This is a genomic window from Amycolatopsis sp. cg9 (assembly GCF_041346945.1).
GTDB lineage: Bacteria > Actinomycetota > Actinomycetes > Mycobacteriales > Pseudonocardiaceae > Amycolatopsis.
In genome coordinates this window covers 3,145,223-3,162,885 of the sequence record NZ_CP166850.1, presented here as the reverse complement: position 1 = coordinate 3,162,885, position 17,663 = coordinate 3,145,223, and the positions used below count along the sequence as shown (strand labels likewise).

Sequence of the window (17,663 nt, the reverse complement as noted above, 5' to 3'; positions counted from 1 at the left end):
GCCGAACGGGGTCAGTGGATCGGCCGGTTACCCGAACCGTCGTCGGACCGGGAGCATTGGTTACAGGTCTGGTGAGTTCTTGACCTAACGGCGATCAGGACTTCACGGCGTGCTCATACGCGGCGAGCAGGTTCTTCGCCGAGTTCTCCCACGAGAGGGCGCCGGCGACCCTGGCCTGCCCGAGCTTGCCCATCCGGACCCGCTCTTCGGGGTCGTCGAGCAGCTGGGAGACGAGCTTCGCGAACGCCGACTCGTCGTTGGCCGGGGCGTAGACCGCCGCGTCGCCGGCCGAGACGCGCGCTTCGCGCAGCTCGAACGAGACGATCGGCTTGCTCATCGCCATGTACTCCATGACCTTGTTCATCGTGGAGACGTCGTTGAGCGGGTTGAGCGGGTCCGGCGACAGGCAGACGTCGGCAGTCGAGAGGTAGCGGACCAGGTCCTCGTCGGAGATCCGGCCGGTGAACTCGACCTGGTTGGCCAGCCCGAGCTTCGCCGAGAGCGCGACCATGTCGTCGAAGGCGTCGCCGGAGCCGACGAACACCGCGTGCCAGTCGGTGCGGCCGACCTCGTCGCGCAGCTTCGCGAGCGCGCGCAAGGCGTAGTCGACGCCGTCCTGCGGGCCCATCACGCCGAGGTAAGCGAGCATGAAGGGCTTGCCCTTCTTCAGCTCGGGTTCGGCCGGGACCTCGTGGAACCGCTCGACGACCGGGGCGCTGCGCACCACGAAGACGTCCTCGGGCCGCTTGCCACCGCGGATCCGGGCGACCTGCTTGTAGCTCTCGTTCGTCGAGATGACGACGTCGGCGGCGCGGTAGGTGGCGCGCTCGAGCGCGCACACCCCGCGGTAGAGCAGGTCCTGCCCGCGGTCGAAGCGCGAGAGGTACAGCTCGGGGCAGAGGTCGTGCTGGTCGAAGACGAACTTCGCGCCGTGGCGCTTCAGCACCTTCGCGACCACGTACAGCAGGTCCGGCGGGTTGCAGGCGTGCACGACGTCGACCGGGCCGACCTTCCGCGCCAGCCGCAGCGTGTGCCACAGCGCGCTGCCGTACTCCTGCAGGTAGCCGGCCGGGCCGCCGGTCGCCGCCTTGAGCGGGTAGCGGTGGATGTGGACGCCGTCGACGACGGCTTCGGCCTCGGTGTCGCGTTTCGTGCCCTGCGGGCAGATCACGTGGACTTCCCACCCGGCGTCGCGCAGGGTCGTGGACTCCTGCCAGACCCGCCGGTCGAAGGGAACGGAGAGGTTTTCGACGAGGATGAGCGCTTTACCAGGCAAGGCCGGCATATCCCTCTTCAAGGCGACGCGTCGCCGCGTCGGGCAGGCGGACGAGGTCGACGAGCACCCGGTCGCCGCCGTGCGGCAAGGCCGCCAGCACGTCCGGGTCCTTGCAGCCGACGACGAGGACGTCGGCGTGGTCCATGACTTCTTCGACGGTCCCGGCGAGCAGCTGGCCGAGGTGCGGCAGCCGGCCCTCGATGTATTCGCGGTTCGCGCCCATGAGCCGCGAGAGGCTGACGTTCGCGTCGTAGATCTTCAGGTCGTAGCCCTTGCCGAGCAGCTTCTCGGCCAGCTCGACCAGCGGGGACTCGCGCAGGTCGTCGGTGCCCGGCTTGAAGGAGAGGCCGAACAGCCCGACCTTGCGCTTGCCGGTGCGCGCGACCAGGTCGAACGCGCGCTGCAGGTGCTCGTCGTTGGACGCGAGCACGTGCGACAGGATCGGCACGCTGACGTCGGCGCGGTGCGCGGCGTAGACCAGCCCGCGCAGGTCCTTCGGCAGGCACGAGCCGCCGAACGCGAACCCGGGCTTGAGGTAGGCCGGGCTGACGTTGAGCTTGGTGTCGGCGAGGAAGACGTCGATCACCTGGTGCGAGTCGAGGCCGAGCGCCCGGCAGATCGAGCCGAGCTCGTTCGCGAAGCCGATCTTCAGGCCGTGGAAGGAGTTGTCGGCGTACTTCGTCATTTCCGCGACCGGGATCGGCACGCGGAAGACGGGCCCGGGCAGGCCCTCGTACAGCGCCGCGACGGCGTCGCCGCTGGCCTCGTCGATCTCGCCGATCACGGTCTTCGGCGGGTCGAAGAAGTCGCGGACGCTGGTGCCCTCGCGCAGGAACTCGGGGTTCACCGCGACGCCGAAGTCGACGCCCGCGGTGCGGCCCGAAGCCTTCTCCAGGATCGGGATCAGCAGGTCCAGGCAGGTGCCCGGCAGCATCGTGCTGCGGAAGACGACGGTGTGCCGCTCGCTCTTCTGCGCGATCGCCTCGCCGATTTCCTCGGCGACGCGCTCGAGGTAGACCGTCGAGAGGCTGCCGTTCGGCGCCGACGGCGTGCCGACGCAGACCAGCGAGATCTCGCTGTCGGCGACGGCTTCCGCGACGTCGGTCGTGGCTCTCAGCGCGCCGCTCGCGACGACTTCGGCGGTCAGCTCGCCGATCCGCTCCTCGACCACCGGCGCCTTGCCGGCGGTGATGAGGTCGATCTTGACCGGGTTGACGTCCACGCCGACCACCCGGTGCCCCTGCCCCGCCAGGCACGCGGCGGAAACACAACCGACGTAACCGAGCCCGAAGACACTGATCTTCACGCCAAACCTCCGCTTTTCCCGCGCGACCCATCCCTTGGTCGGCGGGCACCCCTGGATCGTTACCGCGGGGGTGGCGAACGGGGTAATGCGTGAGACGGCCGTCAGGCGTAACGGTTTTCGCGTAAAAATCGGGTCTCGAATTGCAAGGTGCACGTGGGTGATCAACCCGGTGGCCGCGGTTTCGGTCAGCGGCTGCCGAGCAGGCGCTTCCGTTCCGGGGTGTAGGTCCACCACGGCCGCGGCGGCGCGCCGCCTGCTTGGTCGACCGCCGACATGAAGGTGTCGAGCACGCAGGGGTCGTGCCGGACGCCGTCGGTCTCGCAGAGGCGTTCGTACAGCTCGACGGCGTCGCGCCCGGCGAGCTGCGCGGGCTCGGTGATGCCGAGCCGGGCGAGGTCGCGGACCATCGCGGGACCGATGTTGGCCAGCTTCAGCAGTTCCTTGCTCATCGGCCCAGCACAGCAGCCGGGGGCCGATCCGTCTTGAACGGATCGGCCCCCGGGAATGCGCTGGTTCAGTTGTTGTTCACGAAGGTGGTGGCGAGGCTCTCGCCCTTGCTCACCGCGTTGGCGTGGTTCTCGATCGGCGAGACGGCCGAGTTCTTGAAGCAGATGTAGGTGACGCCGGAGTCGGTGCCGCCGTTGGACGGGTCGGGGTTGATGCCGAGGTCCTTCGCCGTCGCGTAGGACGCTTCGCCGATGATCTGCGACGGGCCGGTGTCGCCGATGACGGCGTACTCGACCTTGCCGTTGTAGATCACCGCGCAGGACCCGCCGCCCTTCAGCTGCGAGGACGTGTACTTCCAGATGCTGCTGGAGCTCGGCACGACGATGTAGGGCAGCTTCGCGGCGTTGAGCGCCTTGCCGTCGGACTGGTGGAACGCGGTGTCGTCCTGGAAGCAGCAGTCGGTGTCTTCGTTGCACTGCGTGGTGCGCTGACCGTCGCAGTCGATGTCCATGTCGGCTTTCCAGAACACGGCGCCGGTGGCGTCGCAGACGGCGACCGTCTTGCCCGAGACGTCTTCGTCGGTCTTGTACTTGCCGTTCGAAATCTGGCGGCAGCTGGTCGTCTTCGCCAGCAGCTGGGCCGCGGTCGGGCCGGCTTCGACGGTGGCCGGTGCCGCCGGCGCGATGGGCGCGGCGGTGGCGAGCGTGGCGGGCATCATGGCCGAGGCCAGCGCCAGGGTCGCGAGCAGGATCAGTTTCCGCATTTCCTGGTGCTCCCTTTAGTTAGGAAACTTTCCTTACGGCGGCGGGGCACCAGGATGCACCGCCGGCGGCGCCGGGTTCAAGACCTCCGGGTGCGGGAATTTCCCATCGTGCGGCCGGATTTGACGAAAACGCTGCTCATCGCGCGGAGGCTCGGGAAATTGGTCTGGACCGTGTGCCGGTCACCGGCAAAGCGGCTGGTCGGACGACCGGACAAAACCGGCGCTAGCCGCGGCGGAACAGCCGCGTCACCCAGTTCGGCCGCCGGTACCCGCCTTCGAGCACGCCCTCCAGCCAGGTGACGTCGAGCTCGTGGTGGAGCTCCGTGCGCGCCTGCAGCCAGCCGTCGCGCCGAGCCGCTCCGCCGTCGCTCGTGTAGACCCGCGTCGCGCCGGCCTGGCGCAGCCGCTCCAGCACGCGCTTGTCGTAGGCGCCGAACGGCAGCGAGTACCGCCGCACCGGCTTCCCGCACAGGTCGCCGAGGAGCTTCGGCGCGTCGGTCAGCTCGCGACGGGCGTGGCGGTCGTCGAGCCGCCGCCAGTCGCGCGGCTCCCAGCCGTGTGAGCCGATCTCCATCCCGGCGCGCACGAGCTCGCGCAGGCCGTCGCGGTCGAGGTAGCCGCGCTGCCCGAGGCGGCCGGCCAGCGGGAAGAACTCCGCCGTGAGCCCGCGGTCGACCAGCCTCGGCAGCGCGATCTCGACGTCGGACTCGTTGCCGTCGTCGAAGGTCAGGTGAACGTCGTCCCGCTCGGCGACGTCGAGCACGTCGTCGAACTGCTCGACAGTCAGCCAGCGCTCGTCCTCGCCCGGGTCGAGCTGGCGAGCCGGCCGGCCTATCCCGTGCACAGCGAGGACCACCGCCACCACTTCCACCGCCTGCCACCGCGAGTAGTCGATTTGTTACGTCGATTAATCGCCGTGGCAAACGGGTGAGTTACAGGTTCCGGACGGATTCACCCCTTGCGAATCTCCAGCGTGCAGCATTTCGGCCCGCCACCGGCTTTCCGCAGCTCGGAGATGTCGACGTAGACCGGCTCGTAACCACGCTCCGCAAGCAGATCACCCAATCGAGTGGCCTCCACCGGGAGGACGACATTGCGTCCGTCGGAGACGCCGTTGAGGCCGAAACATTCGGCGTCTTCCTTCGTCGCGTGCACGGCGTCCGGGAACAACCGCTCCAGCACGCGGCGCGAGCCGGCCGAGAAGGCCTCCGGGTAGTAGACGATCTGGGCGCGCGTCGTGTCGGTGGCCTCCGCGAGCACGAACAGGGCCGTGTCGAGGTGGTAGTAACGCGGGTCGACCAGGTGCAGCGAGACGACCGGGACCCCGAGCACCTCCTGCGCCTCGGCGTGCGCGGCCGGGTCGGTGCGGAACCCGGTGCCGGCGAGGAGCAGCGTGCCCGTCCAGGCGAAGTCGCCCTCGGCCTCGTTGATCTTCTCGGGCATGGTGATGTCGCGGTAGCCGTGTTCGACGAACCAGCGGCGGAAGTGCTCGGCCTCGGCGGCCCGCTGCGGCGCGCGGAACCGCGAGCCGAGCACGCGGCCGTCGACGACGGTGCCGGAGTTGGCGGCGAAGACCATGTCGGGCAGGCCGGGCTGGGCGTCGATCTCCTCGACGGTGTGGCCGAGCCGGCGGTAGGTGTCGCGCAGCTCGGTCCACTGCGCGACGGCGACGTCGGCGCTGACCGGCTGGGTCGGGTCCATCCAGGGGTTGATCACGTAGTCCACCGCGAAGAAGCGCGGCGGGCACATCAGGTATCGACGGGTGGTCGGTACGCGCATCGGCGATGTTCCCTGCATGATTGCAGGGTAAGGTCTGCCTAATATCGCAATCAATCGCTGTTCCATGCGCACATCTGTGCTAAGTGTTGCGTGTGAACACCATCGACCAGCGAATCGTTTCGTGCCTCGTGGCGAACGCGCGCTCCAGCTACGCGGAGATCGGCAAGGTGGTCGGCCTGTCCGCCCCGGCGGTCAAGCGGCGGGTCGACCGGCTCCTCGAAACGGGCATCCTCCGCGGGTTCACGGCGGTGGTCGACCCGGAGGCCCTCGGCTGGGGCACGGAGGCGTTCGTCGAGGTCACGTGCCAGGGCAACATCACGCCGGCGCGGATCCGGGCGCGGCTCGAGCCGTTGCCGGAGGTGGTGGCCGCGTACACGGTGTCGGGCGCGGCGGACGCGATCGTGCACCTCCGGGCGGCGGACATCCACCACCTGGAGACAGCGCTGGAGCGGCTGCGGGGGCTGGAGATCGTGGACCGGACGGTGTCGACGGTGGTGCTTTCGCGGCTGCTGGAGCGGCCGCCGACGCCGGAGGAGTGAGGCGGGCGATCCACTCGGCCGACTCGTGCCCCGGGCGCGTGTGCCTTTCCCCTGCCACCGGTAGGGGAAACCTCGCCACGGGCCCCCAAGCGCTCGTTCGCGAGTTCTCGCGCCGACCGCGTGCGCCTTTCCCTGCCACCGGTAGGGGCCCTCGCCTCGGGCGGCTGTCACCGCGCCTCGAGTGCTCATTCGCGAGTTCTCGCGTCGGCCGCGCGCTCCCGCGACGATGCCCGGCGGCTTCGCGGGGCGTGCCTCCGGCCCCCGTCTTCCAGCTTATCGGCGGGGGCCGACAGTTCCGGCCGCTCAGCCCGCCAGGGCCCGCAGCACCAGCGGGGCCTCGTCCGGGTGCAGCCGCAGCTCCGTGCGGCCGCCCGCCGCGTGGAACGTGACCGACTGCTGGTCGACCGCCTGCATGGTCAGCTCGCCCGGGTCGAACGGTGCCGGCTCCGCGCCCGGCGTCCGCCACGTCGCCGGGCCCTCGCCGACCGCGATCCAGCCGCGGCGTTCGCGGCCCTCCGTCAGCTCCCCGGAGCGCAGCACGGCCGGGACCGAGACCCGCTCACCACGTGCGAAGGACGCGGCCCTGGCCCGGCGGCGGCGGGCGCCGAACAGCTCCGACATGTCGATCATCGTGAGCAGGTTGCCCACCAGCACCACCAGCAGTTCCCCCATGCCTCCACTAATACCCTGACCCGATGACCGACAGCATCGTCAGCGAGCACGCCGGCGGCGTCGCGCTCCTCACCGTCGACGCGCCCGGGAGCCGCAACGCGCTGACCCTCGAGCTCTCCGCCCAGCTCGCCGCCGCCGTCGAGGCCGCCGAGCGGGACGAATCCGTGCACGCGGTCGTCGTCACCGGGGCGCCGCCGGCCTTCTGCGCCGGTGCCGACCTCGCCGCGCTCACCCACGCCGACGAAGCCGGCCTGCGGGCCATCTACGGCGGCTTCCTCGCCGTCGCGCGCTGCGCGCTGCCGACCATCGCCGCCGTCGGCGGGGCGGCTGTCGGGGCCGGGCTGAACCTCGCGCTCGCCGCCGACGTGCGGCTCGCCGGGCCGCGGGCGAAGTTCGTCGCCCGGTTCCTCGAGCTCGGGCTGCACCCGGGCGGCGGGATGACCTGGATGACGCAGCGCCTCGCCGGGCCGCAGCAGGCCGCCGCGATGACGTTGTTCGGGCAGCCGCTCGACGCCGAGGGCGCGGTTCGCGCCGGGCTGGCGCTGCGCGTGGTCGACGGCGAGCACGAAGACCTCCTCTCCGCCGCCCGCGAGCTCGCCGCCCCAGCGGTCGCCGCGCCGCGCGAAGCCCTCCTGGCCACCAAGCGCAGCCTGCGGACGACCGCGTCGCTGGCCGCCCACGCGGACGCCGTGGACGTCGAGCTCGAGCCGCAGCTGGCGTCGCTGGCGTCCCCGGAGTTCGCCGAACGGGTCGAGGCGATGCGGGCACGGATCCGGTCCCGCTCCTGAATCCCACCAGGTGGACGCGGCGCCGCGAGACGCGCATCACAGCAGGGCCCCTAAGTTAACCGTTACCATCGGTTACAGGTATTTGTCGGACCAGCACAGAGGACCGACAGCGCATGACAGAGGTCGCCAGCGACCCCGGACGCGCGGAAACATGGGCGCCGGGCGCGAGCTAACCTCGTGGTAGTGCCTGGTGATCCGCCTGTCGCGACACCGGGCAGGCGATCGACGGCCGCAACGTCGGGAGAGAGGGATTCCCTGACTCATGAGCACGAGTGCGAACGGCAACGGCGCTGGTCACGGCTCGCTCGCCGCGACCAGGACGACCGAGGTCAGCAAGCTCGACCGGGTGGTCATCCGGTTCGCGGGCGACTCCGGTGACGGTATGCAGCTGACCGGTGACCGCTTCACCTCCGAAGCCGCCGCCTTCGGCAACGACCTGTCGACGATGCCGAACTTCCCCGCCGAGATCCGCGCCCCGCAGGGCACCATCCCGGGCGTCTCTTCGTTCCAGGTGCACTTCGCCGACTACGACATCCTCACCCCCGGCGACCGGCCGGACGTCCTGGTGGCGATGAACCCGGCCGCGCTGAAGGCGAATCTCAGCGACGTCCCGCAGGGCGGGACGATCATCTTGAACACCGACGACTTCATCAAGCGCAACCTGACCAAGGTCGGCTACGCGACCGACCCGCTGGACGACGACACCCTCGCCGCCTACCAGGTGCACCGGGTCGCCATGTCGACCCTGACCCAGGGCGCCCTCGCGGACACCGGCCTCGGCAAGAAGGACGCCGAGCGCTGCAAGAACATGTTCGCGCTCGGCCTGCTGTCCTGGATGTACCACCGGCCCACTGAGGGCACCGAGCGGTTCCTGCGCGAGAAGTTCGCGAAGAAGCCGGACATCGCCGAGGCGAACATCCTCGCCTTCCGCGCGGGCTGGAACTACGGCGAAACGACCGAGTCCTTCGCGACGACGTTCGAGGTCGCCCCGGCGAAACTGGCGCAGGGCACCTACCGGCAGATCACCGGCAACACGGCGCTGGCCTACGGGATCGTCGCGGCCGGGCAGCGCTCCGGCCTGCAGATCCTGCTCGGCACGTACCCGATCACGCCGGCGTCGGACATCCTCCACGAGCTGTCCAAGCACAAGAACTTCGGCATCATCACCTTCCAGGCCGAGGACGAGATCGCCGGCATCGGCGCGGCGCTCGGCGCGTCCTACGGCGGCGCGCTCGGCGTCACCTCGACGTCCGGCCCGGGTGTCGCGCTCAAGTCCGAAGCCGTCGGCCTCGGCGTGATGGTGGAGCTGCCGCTGGTCGTCATCGACGTCCAGCGCGGCGGCCCGTCCACCGGCCTGCCGACCAAGACCGAGCAGGCCGACCTGCTGCAGGCGATGTTCGGCCGCAACGGCGAGTCGCCGGTCCCGATCGTCGCGCCGCTGTCCCCCGCGGACTGCTTCGACGCGGCCGTCGAGGCCACCCGCATCGCGCTGAAGTACCGCACGCCGGTGCTGCTGCTCTCGGACGGCGCCATCGCGAACGGCTCCGAGCCGTGGCTGATCCCGGACGTCGAGACGCTGCCCGACCTGCGCGTCGAGTTCGCGTCCGAGCCCAACGCGGACAACGACTCCGGCGAGTTCTGGCCGTACGTCCGCGACCCCGAGACGCTCGCCCGCGCCTGGGCGATCCCCGGCACCCCGGGCCTGCAGCACCGCATCGGCGGGCTGGAGAAGGCCGACAAGACCGGTCACATCTCCTACGACCCGGCCAACCACGAGAAGATGGTCCGGCTGCGGCAGGCGAAGGTCGACGGCATCGACGTCCCGAACGTCGTGGTCGACGACCCGTCCGGCGGCAAGGCGCGCGTGCTGGCCTTGGGCTGGGGCTCCTCCTACGGCCCGATCGGAGCCGCGTGCCGGCGCGTGCGCAAGCTCGGGATGCCGATCGCGCAGGCGCACCTGCGCCACCTCAACCCGCTGCCGGCCAACCTCGGCGACGTCCTGCGCAGCTACGACAAGGTCGTGGTGCCGGAGATGAACCTGGGCCAGCTCGCGCTGCTGCTGCGTGCGAAGTACCTGGTGGACGTGCACAGCCACACCAAGGTCGCCGGCATGGCGTTCAAGGCCGAGGAGCTGCAGGACCTGTTCTCGGAGATCATCACCGGCGTTACTACGGAGGCGGCGAAGTGACCGCGATCGATCTGGGGCTGCCGACTCTCGGGGGTCTGGACCTCGTCCCGACCACCGAAGAGCCGCAAAAAGCGAAGGACTACAAGTCGGACCAGGAAGTCCGCTGGTGCCCGGGGTGCGGCGACTACGTCGTGCTCAACGCGGTCCAGTCGTTCCTGCCGACGCTGGGGCTCAAGCGCGAGAACATCGTGTTCATCTCGGGCATCGGCTGCTCGTCGCGCTTCCCGTACTACCTCAACACCTACGGCATGCACTCGATCCACGGCCGCGCGCCGTCGATCGCGACCGGCCTCGCGACCACGCGCGAAGACCTGTCGGTGTGGGTCGTCACCGGCGACGGCGACGCGCTGTCCATCGGCGGCAACCACCTGATCCACGCGCTGCGCCGCAACGTGAACATCAAGATCCTGCTGTTCAACAACCGCATCTACGGCCTGACCAAGGGCCAGTACTCGCCGACGTCGGGCCAGGGCATGGTCACGAAGTCGACGCCGATGGGTTCGGTGGACACGCCGTTCAACCCGCTGTCGCTGGCGATCGGCGCGGAGGCGTCGTTCGTGGGCCGGGCGATGGACTCCGACCGCAAGGGCCTCACTGAGGTCCTCGAGGCGGCGGCGAAGCACCGCGGGTCGGCGCTGGTGGAGATCTACCAGAACTGCCCGATCTTCAACGACGGCGCGTTCGACGTCCTCAAGGACGCCGACGAGGCCGCCACGCGCCTGATCCCGCTGCGCGCGGGCGAGCCGATCCGCTTCGGCCCGAACCAGGAGTTCGGCGTCAAGCGGGGCGACTGGGGCGGCCTGGACGTCGCGAAGGTCGCCGACATCGGCGAGGACAACGTCGTGGTGCACGACCCGTCGATCCACGACACGTCGTACGCGTTCGCGCTGTCGCGCCTGGGCGACCAGAGCCTCAACCACGTGCCGACGGGCATCCTCCGCCAGGTCGAGCGCCCGACGTACGACGACGGCGCCCGCGCCCAGGTCGAGCAGGCCCGCGCGGCCCGCAAGCCGGACCTGCAGGGTCTGCTGCGCGGCAAGGACACCTGGACGGTCGCCTAGTTTTTCGCTCTTCCGAAGGCCGCCACGCCCAGCGCGTGGCGGCCTTCCTCGTCGCTGGGGTTGCCTCCATTGGGACAGGTGTCCTAAGTTTCAGGTCATGCGACCTGATTCACCTTTCGTGTTCTTCGACGTCCGCACCGCCGACGCCGACGGCAGCAAGCGCTTCTTCGCCGAGTTGCTGGGCTGGGAGGCGACCGGCCCCCTGCTGACGTCGGACGGCGCACCGTGGGGCGGCCTCACCGAACTGGCCCCCGGTGACGACCGGGCCCCGCAGTGGCTGCCCTACGCGCCGGTGCCCGATGTGGACGCCGCGGCCGCGAAAGCGGTGGCACTGGGCGGAACCCTCGTGCGCGAGCGCACCGACCTGCCGGTCGGCTCCCTGGTGGTCGTCACCGACCCCGGCGGCGCCGCCCTGGTCCTGTTCCAGGCGGCCGAAACGGAACTCAGGTGAGCGGGCGGAACCCGACGCGCTCGGCGTCCTCGGCGGTCCGGAACCAGACCTCGGCGACCATCTTCGGGAACTGCGCCGACTCCTCCGTGCAGTACCGCAACGCCGTGACGCTCGCCTTCACCGCGAAGCTGTCGCTGGGCGCGCCGCCGCCGGGCCGGGGCATCGCCGAGCCGGGGCCGAACGGGCCGGGCGGGACCGCGTCGCCGGCCGCCTGCCGCGCGGGCGGCGGCTCGGGCGCGGAGACCGCGGCCTGGTTCGGCTGCACCGAGGGCTCGAACAGCGAGCCGCTGTGCCCGCCGGACAGGTCGGGGTCGCGCCGCTCGACCGTGCGCATCGACGGCTGGATCGGCTGGGGCGCGTCGAAGCCACCCCGGACCGTCGCCTCGCGCGGCTGCCGCTTCGGCAGGACCTGGGTCGCCTCGGCCGGGGTCTCCGGCGGCACGTCCAGCTCGCCGCCGGTCGCCTCGTCACCGCCGAACGCGTACTGCGGCGGCTCGGCTTCCTCGGCCTCTTCGACCTCTTCCTCCGCCGAACCGACGGGTGCGCTGAGGTACCGCGTGCGCTCCATCGGCTCCTCGAACGCCGACCGCTCGGCGGGCGGCTCGTGGTCGAACCAGTCCGGATCCGGGGAGTGCTGCTCCGCGGACGGCGACTGGAACAGCGAGCCCGCCGTCGAGTCCGGGTCGAGCTGCTGCTCCAGGCGCGAAAGCGCCGGGGTGGCGGGCTCGGGTTCGTCGTCGGGGACCAGGTACTCCGTCGCGGTGGAGCGGTACGGGTCCGCTTCCGGCTCGGGCTCGGGGACCGGCGTCAGGAACTGCGTCGCCGCGGTCCGGTACGGGTCGTCGTCGTCCGCGGGCTCCGGCTCCGGCTCGTAGGTCTCCTCGCGCTCGGGCTCCGGCGGCGTCCGCGACGGCACCTGCGAGTCGAGCTCGGCGAAGTCCTGGTCGATGTCGTCGTGGACGTCGTCGCGGTGGATCGGCGGCGTCGAGACCAGCGTGCCCGGGTAGGAGGTCTCCTGGCGGGACGGCTCCGGCTCGGGCCGCGGCTCCGGCCGCGAGAACACCTGGGTGCCCGCCGCGCCGGCGTTCGCGGGCGTGCGCGCGGCGTCGGCGTGGGCCTGGGCCAGCGCGCTTTCGAGCTTGCGGACGCTCTTGCGGAGCGGCAGCACCAGCACCAGCCAGGTGAGGAACACCCCGACGAAGAACGCCGCCAGGCTCCACAGCCAAACCTGTCCGAAAATGGACATCTATCTCTGCCCCTAGTTCAGTGCGTGCGCGCGACCAGGTAGTCGGCAACCGATTCGCACGCGTCCCGGGCGGGGGACGCGGGCAGCGCGGTGAGCTCGGCTCGCGCGCGCTGAGCGTAGTCGGAAAGGGTGACGCGCGCGCGTTCGAGTCCGCTACTGGCGCGCAGCAGCTCCAGCGCCTCCCGGACGAGGGCGTCGTCGCCGATCGGGCCGGACAGCAGCTCGAACAGCCGGGGGTCGGTCCCGGGGTCGGCCAGCGCGTAGAGCATGGGCAGCGTCCGGACGCCTTCGCGCAGGTCGGTGCCCTGCGCCTTGCCGAGCTCGGCCGACGGCGACGCGATGTCGATGATGTCGTCGGAGATCTGGAACGCGGTGCCGATGATGTCGCCGAACCGGCGCAGCGCCTCGATGTGCTCCTCGGCGGCGCCGGACATCATCCCGCCGAACCGGCCGGACGTGGCGATCAGCGAGCCGGTCTTCTGCGCGATCACGGTGAGGTAGTGCGCGACGGCGTCGTCACCCGGTCCGGGGCCGACGGTCTCGCGCATCTGCCCGGTGACCAGCTCGCCGAAGGTCTCGGCGATGATCCGCGCGGCGTCCGTGCCCAGGTCGGCGACCAGGCGCGAGGCGTGGGCGAAGAGGAAGTCGCCGGTCAGGATGGCGATGGTGTTGTCCCAGCGGGCGTTGACGCTCTCGGCGCCGCGCCGCATGTCGGCCTCGTCCATGACGTCGTCGTGGTAGAGCGTGGCCAGGTGCACCAGCTCGACCGCGGCGGCGGCGATCACGACGTGGTCGTCCTGCTTGGGGCCGAACTGCGCGGACAGCAGCGTGAACAGCGGACGGAAGCGTTTGCCCCCCGCCTCGACCAGGTGCAACGCGGCGTCGTTGACGGCCTGGACGTCGCTGCGGACGACCTCGCGCAGCAGCTTCTCGACGTCGGCCAGCCCGCCGGCGATCGCACGGAGCAGGGCTTCGTCGGCGATGCGCAAGCCGACCGACGCCCGCAGGTCCTCGAGGGCGCCACCCGGCGCAGCGGGGAGGGATCCCGCCCCGGGGGCTGGGGAAGGCACAGACACGTCGGCTCCGCTTCTACTCGTGCACCGGTCGGGTTGTCCCTTGAGCGTAGTGGCTACCCCGCGCGGTCGTTTACCCGCTGTCCTGCGGAAACGGTGACGAACATGACACCCGCCCGGGTCACCGGAGGGGGTGGTTCATGATCCACGAACGGGTGGTTGACGATTTCGGGCGCAACGGACGTCTCCGGCGAGCGGATATTCAGCCTTGAGGACCGGCGGCTCTCCCGGTCGGCAAGGAGGACAGCGACATGCGCACCACCACCGCTCTCGCCGGAACGCTGCTGTTGTTGGCCGGACTCGCGGCGCCGGCCCAGGCCAGCCCGCAACCGGGCGTGGCCAACATCGGCTCGGCGGAGTTCACGAAAGCGGGCTCGACGATCAAGGTCCCGACCCAGGGCCACTGCTCGATCGACGGCCCCACCAGCGCAACGGCCCAGGTCGTTTCGAAAACGGGCATCACCTTCGGCGGCGGCACCTCGTCCTGCACGACCACGGTGACGGACCCGGAAACGGACGCGACATCGACCATGTCCACGGCAACGGGCAAGAACTTCGAACTCTCGGCCCTGGTGAGCACGGGCGGCCCGCGCGTCAAGCTGTCGACGTTCACGGTGAAGTGCGCGGCCACCCAGACCCAGACGAACGCGAGCTGGTCGTTCGGCGGGATGTCGGGCATCGCGAACCCGCCGAGCCCGGTACCGGTGGGGTACGTGTCCCCGATCAAGAAGTCCAACGGAACGGTACTGGCGAACGCGGTGTTCAACATCCAGAACCTCCCGGGCGACGGAAGCATCGGGTTGACGATGCTGCGGATCGATTTCCTCCCGGCTTCGGGGATCAGCGGCCAGGTGGTGCTGGGACACACTTCCTGTTCTCCCACACCGTGACGTTTCCGGGGGCCGCGACGGTTTCGCGGCCCCCGTTTCGCGCCCGGGTTCGGGGTTTGGGAACCCTGGTAAGGTGCGGTGCGTCGGATACGCAGGGTGCTCGGGGTGGAGCACGCTGTTGGCTAGGGGAGAGCTGATGACGACGTTTTCGGTGGTGGGGTGTGTCTGAGCCGCCGGTTTACGCACCGGGTGAGGATTGGGAGTTGCCGGGCCCGAACGGGGTACGGCGGGCCGGGTCCTATGGGCCGGCGGGTGGGGATGGTTCTGGTGGGGCGGGGTTTCGGTATGACGAGGCCACGCTGCATGAGCTGGTGCGTGAGTGGAACGAGCTGGCGAACGAGTTCAAGCATGACCAGGAGCAAGCCGTCACACTCACGCGCGTCGAGGGCCCTGGCCTCGAGTACGCGAGTGGCGGCAACGCGGAGAAGATCCAGCAGTCCGGAAACGCACTGCTGTCGACCCTCGCCGACCGGGAAGAGTACTGCCGCAGCATGGCCGCCAAGCTCAAGGCCGCGTTGGGCAAATACGCACGGGCCGAAGATGACCACTCCACAGAGATCACGCAGACCGGAGGCAGCCTCTGATGCGCCGCACCGTCCCGATGCTCAGCGCATTGTTGTTCGCGGCGGCCGCGTGCTCGACAACAAACCCAGGAACGCCGTCGGCTTCCAGCCCTACGCCCAGCGCGAGCCACTCATCCGGGAGCAGCAGCGCAGTACCGGGCCCGGGGGTTCCCAAGGTGGAGCATCCGATCGACGTGACCCGGTTCAAACAGGCTCCGTGCGACGCATTGACTGACTCTCAAATAGCCGAGCTCCTGGGTTCCAATGTGTCAGGGAAGCCTGACTTACAGGCTCCCGCCGGACCAACTTGCTCGTGGGATTCGGCGGACGTTTCCCAAGCCGGCGTCGGAGTCATCTTCATGAGCGCAGACCAACTGGGGCTGACGAGCGTCTACGAGGCTAAGGACAAGCAGTATCAGTTCTTCCAACCTTTGGAAGCGATCAATGGATTTCCCCTCGTCGCCTACGGTGTCAACGACGAGCGGACGTCTCGTGGCCGATGTGCCGTCGCGGTCGGGGTGAGCGACATCCAGGCTGTTGACATCCACGTCGCGCAATCCGAAAGCAATATCGGCAAAAAAGATCCTTGTGTGGCCGCTCACGACATCGCCACTCAGGTACTTGGCAACCTTCGCGGGGTGAAATAATGGTCGCCGAAGGGCCGCTCACTGCGGCGCAGATCTATGAGCAGATCACGGGTGGCAAAGGCATCGACTCGCTGGGCGACGCCCATGACAGTGCCGATCAGCTGGCCAATCGGATGGTCGAGCGGACTCAGCGGATCAGTGCCCTCCGCGCCAAGACCATGTCCGGCTGGCAGGGCGGTGCCGGTGACGCGGCCGCCGACGCCACGCTCCCCCTTGTTCGCGCCGCTGCCGACGACGCTGTTCACCTCAAGACCGCGCAGACCGCTGTCGGGGCTCAAATGGGGTCCTTCGGGACCGCCAAGAACTCCGTCAAGCCCGTGGCTCCTCAACCGCCCGAACTCAGCGCCGACGACGTCATCAACGCGCTCAACGGCGGAGGCTGGGACTCCTACAACACCAAAGTCACCAAGTGGCAGGCCGACAGCCAGGCCAACATCGACGCCTTCAGTGCCTACCACTCCGCCAGCACCGCCAACGGGGGGCAGATGCCCGCCCAGTACGCGCAGCTCGCTGACTCCGGGGCGCCCGTCTCCATGGACGATGGCACGCAACCCAAAACCAACCAGACCGACACCGGTGAGTGGGCGCGGAAGCCCGCGGTGCCCGCGCAACAGGACCGGCGAACCCAACAGGACCAGCGGACCCAGCAGGACCAGCGGCCGAATCAGACGCAGGTTCAAGCCCAGGACCGGAACCACGTCCAGCAACCCGGGATCGGCGGCGACACGCACGCGAACCGCCCCGGGACCGCGGACCAGACGCACGCCGACAGCTACGTTCCCAAGCCCGTCATGCCCCCCGCTGCACAGACCGGCTATGAGTTCGGGCCCATCGGGCAGCCCATCAGCAACCTCGGTGGGAACGCCGGATTCGGGCCGGGCACCGGCCCGTACAGCACCGGCGGGTACAGCACCGGCGGGTACGGCACCGGCGGCAACGGCACCGGCGGCTACAACTCCGGTGGCACCAACCAGCCCGGCCAACGAAACCCCGCAGGCGTACGCAACCCCGGCGCCGGAACCGGAGCCCGGCTTCCCGAGGAACGCCTCCCCGGCGCCCCCGCGCGAGGCGCCGCCGGGGCTCGCGGGGCCAACGGCATGCCCATCGGCGCTCCCGTAGCAGGCGGCCGCGGCAAGGAAGAAGACCGGGAAAAGAAGAAGAACACCTACCTCCAAAACCCCGACCCCGACGAAACCTTCGGCGGCTTCACCGAAAAACCGATGCCCCCGGTGATCGGCGAAAACCGGATCAAGAAGTAATGCTCAAGGCCGCTTTCTCGCTCGACACCCTCCTCACCGCCCTGCGCAACACCGGTGGTGGCGACCCGCACCCCGTCTTCGCCGGCGGTCTCCGCTACATCCCGCCGTCCGCGAAGAACCACGTGAATCGCGCGGCTTTCGAAGAACTCAGCGAATACGGCTTCACCCAAGGCAACGGCTTCACGCCCGAGTTCGAGGACGTCCTCCACCTCATCGACCGGCCCGCGACGGAGCTCCACGCCTACGCCCGCGACCTGACCGAGCAGATCGGCATTCTCGCCGTCGCCACCGGACGGACCGCGGTCACCGTCGTCTGCCGGGGGAACCGGGTCGAACTCGATGGAGTATCGCCCGACACCCACCTCGCCGACGCGCTCGTCGCGAAACTGCCGCCCGGTGAACCCGCGGCGATCAAGCCGTTCACCTTGCCGCAGGCGGACTTTCGGCCGGACCAGCCCGTCAGTGACGTCTTCGACGACGCCCCCGCTCGCAGCCGCGAGGCTCAGGAGCTCGACGCTCTCCTCCAGCAGCCCCACTTCGGCGTCGGGCAGCTCCGGACCGACGGGAAGACCGTCAGCTACCTCGACCTCGAAGCCGGCCGCGTGGGCATCGCGCTCGCTGACGGCTTCATCAGCGTCGTGCCCGGTGCGCCGAAACAGCTGAGCGGCAAACTGCGCTGAAAAAGCCGCCACCCCCGCACCGGAGCGCGGGGGTG

Annotated in this window: 19 protein-coding genes; 10 read left to right on the top strand and 9 right to left on the bottom strand. The window is 69.8% G+C overall.

Features of this window, described 5'->3' with window-relative positions; all coding sequences use genetic code 11:
• Window positions 1–94: 94 nt before the first annotated feature.
• From AB5J73_RS15160 to ddaH, 6 genes are all read right to left on the bottom strand, one after another.
• Complete coding sequence (locus AB5J73_RS15160) at window positions 95–1,285, bottom strand: glycosyltransferase family 4 protein (protein WP_370970347.1); 1,191 nt, start codon at window positions 1,283–1,285, stop codon at window positions 95–97.
• The gene (locus AB5J73_RS15155) at window positions 1,266–2,582 is read right to left on the bottom strand and encodes a nucleotide sugar dehydrogenase (protein WP_370970346.1); all 1,317 of its coding nucleotides are present in this window, start codon (window positions 2,580–2,582) and stop codon (window positions 1,266–1,268) included. The genes AB5J73_RS15160 and AB5J73_RS15155 overlap by 20 nt, the downstream gene beginning before the upstream one ends.
• 185 nt (window positions 2,583–2,767) lie before the next feature.
• A complete protein-coding gene (locus AB5J73_RS15150; RefSeq protein WP_370970345.1) occupies window positions 2,768–3,031 on the bottom strand; it encodes a helix-hairpin-helix domain-containing protein in 264 nt (87 codons plus the stop codon).
• 65 nt (window positions 3,032–3,096) lie between these two features.
• A complete protein-coding gene (locus AB5J73_RS15145) occupies window positions 3,097–3,792 on the bottom strand; it encodes a glycoside hydrolase family 75 protein (RefSeq protein ID WP_370970344.1) in 696 nt (231 codons plus the stop codon).
• 223 nt (window positions 3,793–4,015) lie between these two features.
• The gene (locus tag AB5J73_RS15140; protein WP_370970343.1) at window positions 4,016–4,648 is read right to left on the bottom strand and encodes a polysaccharide deacetylase family protein; all 633 of its coding nucleotides are present in this window, start codon (window positions 4,646–4,648) and stop codon (window positions 4,016–4,018) included.
• Window positions 4,649–4,743: 95 nt separating this feature from the next.
• On the bottom strand, window positions 4,744–5,589 hold the full coding sequence (gene ddaH, locus AB5J73_RS15135) for a dimethylargininase (protein ID WP_370970342.1): 846 nt from the start codon (window positions 5,587–5,589) through the stop codon (window positions 4,744–4,746).
• A 74-nt stretch (window positions 5,590–5,663) separates the two neighbouring features.
• On the opposite strand from ddaH, the gene AB5J73_RS15130 reads away from it, so the two are divergent.
• The gene (locus AB5J73_RS15130; protein ID WP_026468878.1) at window positions 5,664–6,110 is read left to right on the top strand and encodes an Lrp/AsnC family transcriptional regulator; all 447 of its coding nucleotides are present in this window, start codon (window positions 5,664–5,666) and stop codon (window positions 6,108–6,110) included.
• A 303-nt stretch (window positions 6,111–6,413) separates the two neighbouring features.
• On the opposite strand, the gene AB5J73_RS15125 is transcribed toward AB5J73_RS15130, so the two are convergent.
• Entirely contained in the window at window positions 6,414–6,782 is a 369-nt protein-coding gene (locus tag AB5J73_RS15125) for a hypothetical protein (protein WP_370970341.1), read from the bottom strand.
• A 23-nt stretch (window positions 6,783–6,805) separates the two neighbouring features.
• Here AB5J73_RS15125 and AB5J73_RS15120 point away from each other — a divergent pair, with 23 nt between their 5' ends.
• The 4 genes from AB5J73_RS15120 (at window position 6,806) to AB5J73_RS15105 (ending at window position 11,270) form a co-directional block, all read left to right on the top strand.
• Window positions 6,806–7,570: an enoyl-CoA hydratase gene (locus AB5J73_RS15120; RefSeq protein ID WP_370970340.1), complete on the top strand. Its 765-nt coding sequence runs from the start codon at window positions 6,806–6,808 to the stop codon at window positions 7,568–7,570.
• A 262-nt stretch (window positions 7,571–7,832) separates the two neighbouring features.
• Window positions 7,833–9,758 carry a 2-oxoacid:acceptor oxidoreductase subunit alpha gene (locus AB5J73_RS15115; protein WP_370970339.1) on the top strand — a complete coding sequence of 642 codons (1,926 nt, stop codon included), beginning with the start codon at window positions 7,833–7,835 and terminating at the stop codon, window positions 9,756–9,758.
• Entirely contained in the window at window positions 9,755–10,819 is a 1,065-nt protein-coding gene (locus tag AB5J73_RS15110; protein WP_370970338.1) for a 2-oxoacid:ferredoxin oxidoreductase subunit beta, read from the top strand. The genes AB5J73_RS15115 and AB5J73_RS15110 overlap by 4 nt, the downstream gene beginning before the upstream one ends.
• Before the next feature lie 97 nt (window positions 10,820–10,916).
• Complete coding sequence (locus tag AB5J73_RS15105) at window positions 10,917–11,270, top strand: VOC family protein (protein ID WP_370970337.1); 354 nt, start codon at window positions 10,917–10,919, stop codon at window positions 11,268–11,270.
• On the opposite strand, the gene AB5J73_RS15100 is transcribed toward AB5J73_RS15105, so the two are convergent.
• Window positions 11,263–12,516 (bottom strand): hypothetical protein, encoded by a 1,254-nt coding sequence (locus AB5J73_RS15100; RefSeq protein WP_370970336.1) that lies wholly within the window; start codon window positions 12,514–12,516, stop codon window positions 11,263–11,265. The genes AB5J73_RS15105 and AB5J73_RS15100 overlap by 8 nt on opposite strands.
• Window positions 12,517–12,533: 17 nt before the next feature.
• Window positions 12,534–13,586, bottom strand: a complete 1,053-nt coding sequence (locus tag AB5J73_RS15095) for a polyprenyl synthetase family protein (protein WP_370973159.1) — start codon at window positions 13,584–13,586, stop codon at window positions 12,534–12,536.
• A 254-nt stretch (window positions 13,587–13,840) separates the two neighbouring features.
• Between AB5J73_RS15095 and AB5J73_RS15090 the strand changes: the two genes are divergently transcribed.
• From AB5J73_RS15090 to AB5J73_RS15070, 5 genes are all read left to right on the top strand, one after another.
• Window positions 13,841–14,479 (top strand): hypothetical protein, encoded by a 639-nt coding sequence (locus tag AB5J73_RS15090; protein ID WP_370970335.1) that lies wholly within the window; start codon window positions 13,841–13,843, stop codon window positions 14,477–14,479.
• 311 nt (window positions 14,480–14,790) lie between these two features.
• Complete coding sequence (locus AB5J73_RS15085) at window positions 14,791–15,063, top strand: hypothetical protein (RefSeq protein WP_370970334.1); 273 nt, start codon at window positions 14,791–14,793, stop codon at window positions 15,061–15,063.
• Window positions 15,063–15,689 (top strand): DUF3558 domain-containing protein, encoded by a 627-nt coding sequence (locus AB5J73_RS15080; RefSeq protein ID WP_370970333.1) that lies wholly within the window; start codon window positions 15,063–15,065, stop codon window positions 15,687–15,689. The genes AB5J73_RS15085 and AB5J73_RS15080 overlap by 1 nt, the downstream gene beginning before the upstream one ends.
• Window positions 15,689–16,948, top strand: coding sequence for a hypothetical protein (locus tag AB5J73_RS15075; RefSeq protein WP_370970332.1), 1,260 nt, complete (start codon window positions 15,689–15,691; stop codon window positions 16,946–16,948). Before AB5J73_RS15080 ends, AB5J73_RS15075 begins: the two co-directional genes overlap by 1 nt.
• A complete protein-coding gene (locus AB5J73_RS15070) occupies window positions 16,948–17,628 on the top strand; it encodes an ESX secretion-associated protein EspG (RefSeq protein WP_370970331.1) in 681 nt (226 codons plus the stop codon). Before AB5J73_RS15075 ends, AB5J73_RS15070 begins: the two co-directional genes overlap by 1 nt.
• Window positions 17,629–17,663 lie beyond the last annotated feature (35 nt).